Raw genomic sequence first — 285 nt, 5'->3', positions numbered from 1 at the left:
ATTATGGACAGAAGAAGAGATCGCTCAGCACTTAGAGTCAGAAGGTGAGATCTGTCGAGTATCGGGCTTAAAAGCGCTCTACCATGAGAATGAAAGCAACCCGGCTTACATCAATGGTGAAGTGGTCAAGGTTGAAGAAGCGGATTCATCGCTACTAAACGTACTGTGTGATGACTCGGTGATTAACTCAGCAACCACTTTGACTCCTTCAGGCGTAACTGTCGTGACTGAATTAGTAAACAAAGGTTACTGGTTTATCGAAGACTAACTTAGTTAATCGGTTTC

At 43.5% G+C, this 285-nt stretch carries 1 protein-coding gene; it reads left to right on the top strand.

What is annotated here, in order from left to right; genetic code table 11:
- The coding region (locus tag FTW16_RS03045; protein WP_315897539.1) for a winged helix domain-containing protein at nt 1–268 on the top strand (268 nt) is incomplete at its 5' end.
- Nucleotides 269–285 lie beyond the last annotated feature (17 nt).

It is taken from the genome of Vibrio sp. T20, assembly GCF_007858795.1.
GTDB lineage: Bacteria > Pseudomonadota > Gammaproteobacteria > Enterobacterales > Vibrionaceae > Vibrio > Vibrio satsumensis.
This window is presented reverse-complemented; position numbering and strand designations above follow the sequence as displayed.